General features: G+C 70.7%; 8 protein-coding genes. 5 read left to right on the forward strand and 3 right to left on the reverse strand.

Translation table 11 applies throughout. The features are described from left to right. Positions 1-137: 137 nt before the first annotated feature. The 3 genes from ACZ7M2_RS51730 to ACZ7M2_RS51740 all read left to right on the forward strand — a co-directional run bounded on the left by ACZ7M2_RS51730 (position 138) and on the right by ACZ7M2_RS51740 (position 4173). Positions 138-1367, forward strand: a complete 1230-nt coding sequence (locus tag ACZ7M2_RS51730) for an arginine deiminase (protein ID WP_352053409.1) — start codon at positions 138-140, stop codon at positions 1365-1367. 189 nt (positions 1368-1556) lie between these two features. Then, complete coding sequence (gene argF, locus ACZ7M2_RS51735; protein ID WP_471601253.1) at positions 1557-2591, forward strand: ornithine carbamoyltransferase; 1035 nt, start codon at positions 1557-1559, stop codon at positions 2589-2591. Between the two features lie 112 nt (positions 2592-2703). Beyond that, entirely contained in the window at positions 2704-4173 is a 1470-nt protein-coding gene (locus ACZ7M2_RS51740) for an amino acid permease (protein ID WP_471601254.1), read from the forward strand. Here the strand turns inward: ACZ7M2_RS51740 and ACZ7M2_RS51745 are convergent. Further along, on the reverse strand, positions 4133-4585 hold the full coding sequence (locus ACZ7M2_RS51745; RefSeq protein WP_060897576.1) for an ATP-binding protein: 453 nt from the start codon (positions 4583-4585) through the stop codon (positions 4133-4135). The genes ACZ7M2_RS51740 and ACZ7M2_RS51745 overlap by 41 nt on opposite strands. 345 nt (positions 4586-4930) lie before the next feature. Between ACZ7M2_RS51745 and ACZ7M2_RS51750 the strand changes: the two genes are divergently transcribed. Both ACZ7M2_RS51750 and ACZ7M2_RS51755 read left to right on the forward strand, forming a co-directional pair. Further along, complete coding sequence (locus ACZ7M2_RS51750) at positions 4931-5758, forward strand: enoyl-CoA hydratase family protein (RefSeq protein ID WP_471601255.1); 828 nt, start codon at positions 4931-4933, stop codon at positions 5756-5758. Further along, complete coding sequence (locus ACZ7M2_RS51755) at positions 5743-8106, forward strand: bifunctional salicylyl-CoA 5-hydroxylase/oxidoreductase (protein WP_471601256.1); 2364 nt, start codon at positions 5743-5745, stop codon at positions 8104-8106. Before ACZ7M2_RS51750 ends, ACZ7M2_RS51755 begins: the two co-directional genes overlap by 16 nt. Before the next feature lie 20 nt (positions 8107-8126). Here the strand turns inward: ACZ7M2_RS51755 and ACZ7M2_RS51760 are convergent, their stop codons facing one another. Together ACZ7M2_RS51760 and ACZ7M2_RS51765 are read right to left on the reverse strand one after the other, a co-directional pair. Next, positions 8127-9335, reverse strand: a complete 1209-nt coding sequence (locus tag ACZ7M2_RS51760; protein WP_471601257.1) for a sulfate adenylyltransferase subunit 1 — start codon at positions 9333-9335, stop codon at positions 8127-8129. 2 nt (positions 9336-9337) lie between these two features. Further along, positions 9338-9706, reverse strand: a 369-nt coding sequence (locus tag ACZ7M2_RS51765) for a phosphoadenosine phosphosulfate reductase domain-containing protein (RefSeq protein ID WP_471601258.1), incomplete at its 5' end; no start/stop codon positions are given.

Below are 9706 nucleotides of genomic sequence, written 5' to 3' on the forward strand. Positions count from 1 at the left end.
CGGCCCACTGTGATGCGCTTTTGTCGTCGCAGTGACGATAACGAAGAGGCACCCTTATCGTCAAGAGGACGAAATCAACTCGCCCGTCTCCCGTCGATCCACGGGTGAACAGGCGTCCGGATGGTCAGGATGGAGGCATGGGATTCCACGTCGACTCCGAGGCCGGGCGGCTGCGCCGCGTCATCCTGCACAGACCCGATCTCGAGCTCAAGAGGCTCACCCCCAGCAACAAGGACGCCCTGCTCTTCGACGACGTGCTGTGGGTGCGCCGGGCCCGGGCGGAGCACGACGGGTTCGCGGACGTGTTGCGCGACCGCGGGGTCACCGTCCATCTCTTCGGCGACCTGCTCACCGAGGCACTGGAGATCCCGGTGGCCAGATCGCTCGTCCTGGACCGGGTCTTCGACGAGAAGGAGTACGGGCCGCTCGCCACCGACCACCTCCGGGCGGCCTTCGAGACCCTGCCCGCCCCGGAACTGGCGGCCGCGCTGGTCGGCGGGATGACCAAACGGGAGTTCCTGGACGCGCACCCGGAGCCGACCTCCGTGCGCTTCCATGCCATGGACCTCGACGACTTCCTCCTCGGCCCGCTCCCCAATCACCTCTTCACCCGGGACACCTCCGCCTGGATCTACGACGGGGTCTCCATCAACGCCATGCGCTGGCCCGCGCGGCAGCGGGAGACCGTGCACTTCGAGGCGATCTACCGGCACCATCCGCTCTTCCGTGACGAGCACTTCAACCTCTGGTCCGAGGGGCAGGCGGACTACCCGTCCACCATCGAGGGCGGTGACGTGCTCGTCATCGGCAACGGCGCGGTGCTCATCGGCATGAGTGAGCGGACGACGCCGCAGGCCGTCGAGATGCTCGCGCACAAGCTGTTCGCCGCCGGGTCGGCCCGTACGATCGTGGCGCTCGACATGCCCAAGCGGCGGGCCCTCATGCACCTCGACACCGTGATGACGATGGTCGACGGCGACACCTTCACCCAGTACGCGGGGCTCGGCATGCTCCGCTCGTACACCATCGAACCGGGCTCGGGGGACAAGGAGCTGAAGGTCACCGACCATCCGCCGGAGCACATGCACCGGGCGATCGCGGCGGCGCTGGGGCTGAGCGAGATCCGGGTGCTGACCGCGACACAGGATGTGCACGCGGCGGAGCGGGAGCAGTGGGACGACGGGTGCAATGTCCTCGCGGTGGAGCCCGGGGTCGTCGTCGCTTATGAGCGGAACGTGACCACGAATACGCATCTGCGGAAGCAGGGCATTGAGGTGATCGAGATTCCGGGGAGTGAGCTGGGGAGGGGGCGGGGCGGGCCCCGGTGTATGAGCTGTCCCGTGGAGAGGGACGGGGTGGGGGTTTGATGCGGCGTGCGGGTGGTGCGTGGCCGGTCGCGCCCTCGCGGCGGAGCCGCACGATGTGACGGTCCCGCGTCCCTGGAGGGGTGCCGGTCCTGAGGTTGCCCGGGAAATGCCGTATAGAAATGTGGGCGATCGTATAGACTTGCAATCGTTCCCTTGTTCGCCCCGTCCCCGTACCTCTGGAGCGCCCCCATGGCGACAGTCCCGACCGCCCTCGCCGGACGCCACTTCCTCAAGGAGCTGGACTTCACCGAGGAGGAGTTCCGCGGTCTGATCGCGCTGGCCGCCGAGCTCAAGGCGGCCAAGAAGGCCGGGGCCGAGACGCAGTACCTGCGGGGCAGGAACATCGCGCTGATCTTCGAGAAGACCTCGACCCGTACGCGCTGCGCGTTCGAGGTCGCGGCCGCGGACCAGGGCGCGTCGACGACGTATCTGGACCCGTCCGGTTCGCAGATAGGCCACAAGGAGTCCGTGAAGGACACCGCGCGTGTGCTCGGCCGGATGTTCGACGCGATCGAGTACCGGGGCGACAGCCAGGCCTCCGTCGAGGAACTGGCCGAGTACGCCGGAGTGCCCGTCTACAACGGTCTGACCGACGACTGGCACCCCACCCAGATGCTCGCCGACGTGCTCACCATGACCGAGCACTGCGACAAGCCGCTCGGCGAGATCGCCTTCGCCTACCTGGGTGACGCCCGTTTCAACATGGGCAACTCCTACCTGGTCACCGGCGCGCTCCTCGGCATGGACGTCCGGATCGTGGCCCCGGAGGCCTACTGGCCCGCCGCGGAGATCGTCGCCGAGGCCCGCAAGCTCGCCGAGAGCAACGGCGGGCGCGTCACCCTCACCGAGCACCTCGGCGAGGGCGTCCACGGCGCCGACTTCGTCGCCACCGACGTCTGGGTCTCGATGGGCGAGCCCAAGGAGGTGTGGGACGAGCGCATCGCCGCGCTGTCCCCGTACGCCGTGACCATGGACGTGCTGCGCGCCACCGGCAACCCGGACGTGAAGTTCCTGCACTGCCTGCCGGCCTTCCACGACCTGGGCACCAAGGTCGGCCGCGAGATCCACGAGACCCACGGCCTCGACTCGCTGGAGGTCGCCGACGAGGTGTTCGAGTCGGCGCACTCGGTCGTCTTCGACGAGGCCGAGAACCGGCTGCACACCATCAAGGCGATCATGGTCGCCACCCTGGGCCGGCCGGGAATCCCCGAGGTCCTGGCCTGACGGACGTCCCCGCAGGCTCTATCCTGACCGGCGGTCCGGATTCACCCCTTCCGCGACCGCCGCGCGACCGACCCCGTCGTACCCCGCACCACCGGAAATGAGCACCACCCGCATGTCCGCTCCACGCATCAAGTCCCCCCAGCTGCTGATGGCCGAATCAGGCGCCGACCGCGAAGGTCATGGCCTCAAGCGGACCATGGGTCTCTTCCAGCTCATCTGCTTCGGCGTCGGCGCGATCGTCGGCACCGGAATCTTCGTCGGACTCTCCGACTCGGTCGCACAGGCCGGACCCGCCGTGGTCGTGTCGTTCATCCTCGCGGCGATCACCTGCGTCTTCACCGCGTTCTCCTTCGCCGAGCTCGGCGGCGCGATCCCGGTCTCCGGATCCTCGTACTCCTTCGCCTACGCGGGACTGGGCGAGGGCACGGCCTTCCTCGTCGGCTGGTGTCTGCTCCTGGAGTACGGCGTCTCCGTGTCGGCCGTGGCGGTCGGCTGGAGCCAGTACGTCAACGAACTGCTGCACAGCCTCCTGGGCGTGCAGCTGCCCGCCGCGCTCTCGGCCGGCCCGTCCGACGGCGGGATCGTCAACCTTCCCGCGGTCATCGTGATCGCGCTGGCCTCGGTCCTGCTGATCCGCGGGGTGCGCGAGAGCGCCCGGGCGACCGCGGCCATGGCCGTGCTGAAGCTCGTGGTGCTCGTCGCCTTCTGCGCGATCGGGTTCAGCGCCTTCAAGGACGGCAACCTCACGCCGTTCTCCCCGGCCGGGCTGGGCGGTATCGGCGCGGGCACCACGGCGGCCTTCTTCTCGTACATCGGCTTCGACGCGATCACCACGGCAGGCGAGGAGGCCAAGGATCCCCGCCGCAACATCCCGATCGCCATCCTGGTCTGCATCGGTCTGGTCACCCTGTTGTACTGCGCGGTGGCCCTCGCGGCGATCGGAGCCGTCGGCGGCGACGCGGTCGCCGGGCGGCCCGCCGCGCTGTCGTACGTCGTCAACGTGGTCACCGGCTCCACGGTCGGCGCCGGGGTCGTCGCGTTCGGGGCGGTCGTCGCCATCGCCTCGGTCGTGCTCGCGGTGATGTATGGACAGACCCGCATCCTCATGTCCATGTCCCGCGACGGGCTCGTGCCGCGGGTCTTCGAGAAGATCTCGCCGAAGACCTCGACACCGGTCGCGGGAACCCTGATCGTCGCCATCGTCTTCGCCGTCCCGGCGGCCTTCGCCCCGCTCGACGCCGTCGTCAACCTGACGACGATCGGCACGCTCGCCACCATGGCCGCCGTCAATGTCGCGGTGATCGCGCTGCGGCGCCGGCAACCGGGTCTCGCCAGGACGTTCCGGGTACCGCTCTACCCCGTGGTGCCGCTGCTCGGCATCGGCTTCTGTCTGTACCTGATGTACGAGACGGGCTGGACGACCTGGATCCAGTTCGCGTGCTTCCTGGCGGCCGGCTTCCTCGTGTACGTGCTCTACGGCCGCCGCAACTCCCGGCTGGCCGCGGCTGGAGCCCTTCCCGGAGCCGCTCCCGGCGCCGAGGTCACGCCGGACGCCGCTGAGCGGGCACCACAGGCAGTCTGAACCAGACCGCCTTGCCGGAGCCGGTGGGGCGGTGGCCGCATGAGGAGCTGAGGGTGCGGATCAGGAGGAGGCCGCGCCCGTGCTCCTGCCAGGGGTCGGGCTCACCGGGCGGCTCCGGGACCGTGAGGTTGCCGGGCGGCTCCGGGTCCGGGTCGTGCACCTCGACCTGACAGCCGGTCGGCATCAGCTCCACGACCAGCTCTATGGGACCGTCCCCCGCAGTGTGCTCCACGGCGTTGGCGACCAGCTCCGCGGTGAGCAGTTCCGCGGTGTCGCTGTCGGCCGCGTGCTTCAGCTCGGCCAGCGCGGTGCGGACCAGGGCGCGGGCGACCGGCACGGCCGCGGCGGTGTGCGGCAGCGCGATGCGCCAGGAGGCGGGGGCGGGGGTGTCGTGCAAGGTGGGTCCGTTCATGGAGCAGGTTGTCCTGCTTTCAACGTGAGGAATGGTACGGCGCGGCCGGACGGAGGCGTCGGGCGGGCGCTTTCCAGGACGTTCGGTGGGCGCCCTCCCAGGACGTTCGGCTCGGCATGAGGCCCCGTACCCAGCTCAACGCCCCCTCTCCCGCGCGGTGCTCCCACCGTTACGGGGCTATCGAGAACCCGTGACGCGGTGACGGGAAACGGTCACTTCCCGACCGCGTTATTGCGTGGTCGTGACGACAGTCACAGAGTGGTGATAACTTCGTGGAGTAACGACGCCCGCTGTCCGGCGCCCTGTGGCGCGGACCGCCGCCCCCGTCCGAGGAGGCCGCCCGTCATGAGTCCCTTCACCGGCTCCGCCACCCGCACCTCCGACTGGCAGCACCTGAGGTGCGAGGTCGCCGACGGGGTCGCCACGGTCACCCTGGCCCGCCCCGAGAAACTCAACGCCCTCACCTTCGGCGCCTACGCCGACCTGCGCGATCTGCTCGCCCAGCTCTCCCGTGAGCGGTCGGTACGGGCGCTGGTGCTGGCGGGGGAGGGGCGCGGCTTCTGCTCGGGCGGTGACGTCGACGAGATCATCGGCGCGACCCTGTCCATGGACACCGCACAGCTCCTCGACTTCAACCGGATGACCGGGCAGGTCGTGCGGGCCGTACGGGAGTGCCCGTTCCCGGTGATCGCGGCGGTGCACGGGGTCGCGGCGGGCGCCGGAGCCGTCCTCGCCCTGGCCGCCGACTTCCGGGTGGCCGACCCGAGCGCCCGGTTCGCCTTCCTCTTCACCCGCGTCGGACTGTCCGGCGGCGACATGGGCGCCGCCTATCTGCTGCCCCGGGTCGTCGGACTCGGTCACGCGACCCGGCTGCTGATGCTCGGCGAACCGGTGCGCGCGCCCGAGGCCGAGCGGATCGGCCTGATCAGCGGGCTGGCGGACGAGGGCGGCGCGGACGAGGCCGCGCAGCGGCTGGCCCGCCGCCTGGCCGAGGGCCCGGCTCTCGCGTACGCCCAGACCAAGGCCCTGCTCACCGCCGAACTGGACATGCCCCTCGCCGCCTCCGTCGAGCTCGACGCCTCGACCCAGGCCCTCTTGATGACCGGCGAGGACTACGCCGAGTTCCATGCGGCGTTCACGGAGAAGCGCGCCCCGAAGTGGCGGGGGCGATAGCCGTGGCGACGCGGACGTCCGCGTCTGTGCGTGTCGCCGTCATCGGCGGCGGTCCCGGCGGGCTGTACGCCGCCGCGCTGCTCAAGCGCCTCGACCCGGACCGCGAGGTCACCGTCTGGGAGCGCAACGCCCCCGACGACACCTTCGGCTTCGGTGTCGTGCTCTCCGACGAGACGCTCGGCGGGATCGAGCACGCCGACCCGGTCGTGTACGCGGCGCTCCAGGACGAGTTCGTGCGCTGGGACGACATCGACATCGTGCACCGGGGCGTGCGCAGCACCTCCGGAGGCCACGGCTTCGCGGCGCTCGGCCGGCGCCGGCTCCTGGAGATCCTGCACGAGCGCTGCCGCTCGCTCGGCGTCGAGCTGCGCTTCCGGGCCGAGGCCCCGCCGGTCGCCGAGCTGACGACGGCGTACGACCTGGTCATCGCCGCCGACGGGGTGCACAGTGCGACCCGGGCGGCGTACGCGGAGGTGTTCAAACCGTCGGTCGAGGAGCACCGGTGCCGTTACATCTGGCTCGCCGCCGACTTCGCCTTCGACTCCTTCCGCTTCGAGATCGCGGAGACCGAGCACGGCGTGATGCAGCTGCACGGCTACCCGTACTCCCGCCCGTCGCCCGACCACCACCCCTCAACGAGGCCCTCCGGGCCACAGAATCAATTCGGCGCCTCCACCGTCATCGTCGAGATGCGCGAAGAGGTGTGGCGGGCGGCCGGTTTCGCGGACCTCGACGAGCAGGAGTCCGTCGAGCTCTGCGGAAAGATCTTCACGGACGCGCTCGGCGGGCGGCAGCTGCGGTCCAACAAGTCGACGTGGACCACCTTCCGTACGGTGGTCAACGACCGCTGGTCCCACGGCAATCTGGTCCTCCTCGGGGACGCCGCGCACACCGCGCACTTCTCCATCGGCTCCGGCACCAAACTCGCCGTCGAGGACGCGCTCGCGCTGGCCGCCTGCCTGGAGGAGCGGACCGCCCTCGACGAGGCACTCGCCGCGTACGAGGAGGAGCGGCGCCCTGTCGTCGCGTCCACCCAGCGGGCGGCGCGGGCCAGCCTGGAGTGGTTCGAGAACCTGGGGCTGTATCTCCATCAGCCCGCCCGGCAGTTCGCCTTCAACCTCCTCACGCGCAGCCGCCGTGTCACGCACGACAACCTGCGGCTGCGGGACGCGCACTTCACGGCGGCGGTCGAGCGCGAGTTCGGCTGCCCGCCCGGCACACCGCCGATGTTCACCCCGTTCCGGCTGCGCGGTCTGACCCTGCGCAACCGGGTCGTGGTCTCACCGATGGACATGTACTCGGCCGTGGACGGCGTCCCCGGCGACTTCCACCTCGTCCACCTGGGCGCACGGGCGCTCGGCGGCGCGGGCCTGGTGATGACCGAGATGGTGTGCGTGAGCGCCGAGGGCCGCATCACCCCCGGCTGCGCGGGCCTCTACTCACCCCGGCAGGCCGATTCCTGGGGGCGGATCATCCGCTTCGTGCACACCCAGTCACCCGGCACCGCGATCGGCGTCCAGCTCGGACACTCCGGCCGCAAGGGCTCCACGAAGCTGATGTGGGAGGGCATGGACGAGCCCCTGGAGGAGGGCAACTGGCCCCTGGTGGCCGCCTCCCCGATCCCGTACGGACCACGCAGCCAGACCCCCCGGCAGCTGACCCGCGCCCAACTCACCGACATCCGCGAGCAGTTCGCGGCAGCCGCCTGGCGTGCCGCCCGCTGCGGCTTCGACCTCCTCGAACTGCACTGCGCCCACGGCTACCTGCTCTCCGGCTTCCTCTCACCGCTCACCAACCGGCGCACCGACGCCTACGGCGGCTCGCTGGAACGCAGACTGCGCTTCCCGCTGGAGGTCTTCGACGCCGTACGCGCCGTGTGGCCGGAGGAGCGGCCGATGACCGTCCGCATCTCCGCCACCGACTGGGCCGAGGGCGGCAACACCGGGGACGAGGGCGTGGCGATCGCCCGGGCCTTCGCGGCGCACGGCGCCGACGCGGTCGACGTGTCGACCGGGCAGGTGGTCGCCGACGAAGAGCCCGAGTACGGCCGCTCGTACCAGACCCCGTTCGCCGACCGGATCCGCCACGAGACCGGCCTCCCCGTGATCGCCGTCGGCGCGATCTCCTCCTGGGACGACGTCAACTCCCTGATCCTGGCCGGGCGTACGGACCTGTGCGCACTCGCCCGGCCGCATCTCTACGACCCGCACTGGACGCTGCACGCGGCGGCCGAGCAGGGGTACGAGGGCCCGGGCGTCGCCTGGCCCAAGCCCTACCGCGCGGGCAGCCGCCGCCCGCAGACCGGACGCATCGACGCCCCCAAGCCCCGGCTTTCACTGGGGACTTGAGGGCGCGGGAAAGAGCGGCCCTAACGGGAGAGGTCGGCCATGCCCGCCGTCAGTGTCGAGCCGTCCGCCGGGTCGACGAGGAGGAACGCGCCGGTGTGGCGTACGTCCGCGTAGTCGTCGAGCGCGAGCGGTTCGGCGGTGCGCAGGGTGATGCGCCCGAGGTCGTTCGTGGTCAGCTCGTCCGCCCCGCCCAGGTCCTTGACGATCGCCTTCACGGTCCGCGTGGTGTGCTTGACCAGCACCCGGTCGCCGACCCTGAGCGCCCGGTCGGCCAGATGACAGACGGCCGCCCGGACGTCCTGCGTGAGCGCGGGCGCGTCCGGCCCGGCGGTGATCATGTCACCGCGTGAGACATCGCGCTGGTCGGCCAGGCGCAGGGTCAGCGACTGCGGCGCGTACGCGAGGCCGGCGTCCTTGCCGAGCACGTCGATGCCGGCGATCTCGGAGGTCTCTCCGGAGGGGTGGACGGTGACCCGGTCCCCGACCCGCAGCGTTCCGGACACCAACTGCCCCGCGTAGTGGCGGGCCTCGCCGTGCCGGATCACGTACTGGACCGGGAAGCGCACCGGAGCGGACGTGGGCTCGGAACCCACCGGCACGGTCTCCAGGAACTCCAGGAGCGCCGGACCCTCGTACCAGTCCATGCGCGTCGAACGCTCCACCACGTTGTCACCGGCGAGCGCCGAGACCGGGATCGGAGTGAAGCCGGGCAGGTCCAGCTCGGCGGCGTGGCCCGCGAAGTCCTCGACGATCCGCTCGAAGTCCTTCTGCTCGTAGCCGACGAGGTCCATCTTGTTGACGGCGAGGACCACGTGCGGGACGCGCAGCAGTGCGGCGACGGCCGCGTGCCGGCGGGTCTGCTCGATGACGCCGTTGCGGGCGTCGACGAGGACGACGGCCAGGTCGGCGGTCGAGGCGCCGGTGACCATGTTCCGGGTGTACTGCACGTGCCCGGGGGTGTCGGCGAGGATGAAGCGGCGGCGCGCCGTGGCGAAGTAGCGGTAGGCGACGTCGATGGTGATGCCCTGTTCGCGTTCGGCGCGCAGGCCGTCGGTGAGGAGGGCGAGGTCGGGGGCGTCCTGGCCGCGGCTCGCCGAGGCGCGCTCGACGGCCTCCAGCTGGTCCGTCAGGATCGACTTGGAGTCGTGCAGCAGTCGTCCGACCAGGGTGGACTTGCCGTCGTCGACGGAGCCGGCGGTCGCGAAGCGCAGTGTGTCGATGGTCGTCATGTCTAGAAGTACCCCTCGCGCTTGCGGTCTTCCATCGCGGCCTCGGACATCTTGTCGTCGGCGCGGGTGGCGCCCCGCTCGGTGAGCCGGGAGGCGGCGATCTCTGCGATCACGGCGTCCAGCGTGGTGGCGTCGGAGTCGACGGCGCCGGTGCAGGACATGTCGCCGACGGTCCGGTAGCGGACGAGCCGCCTCTCCACGACCTCGTTCTCGCGCGGCCCGCCCCACCCGCCGCCGGTCAGCCACATCCCGCCGCGCCGGAACACCTCACGGCGATGCGCGAAGTAGATGTCGGGCAGTTCGATGTCTTCGCGGGCGATGTACTGCCAGACGTCCAGTTCGGTCCAGTTGGAGAGGGGGAAGACGCGGAC

Source organism: Streptomyces sp. NPDC111507 (genome assembly GCF_055638955.1).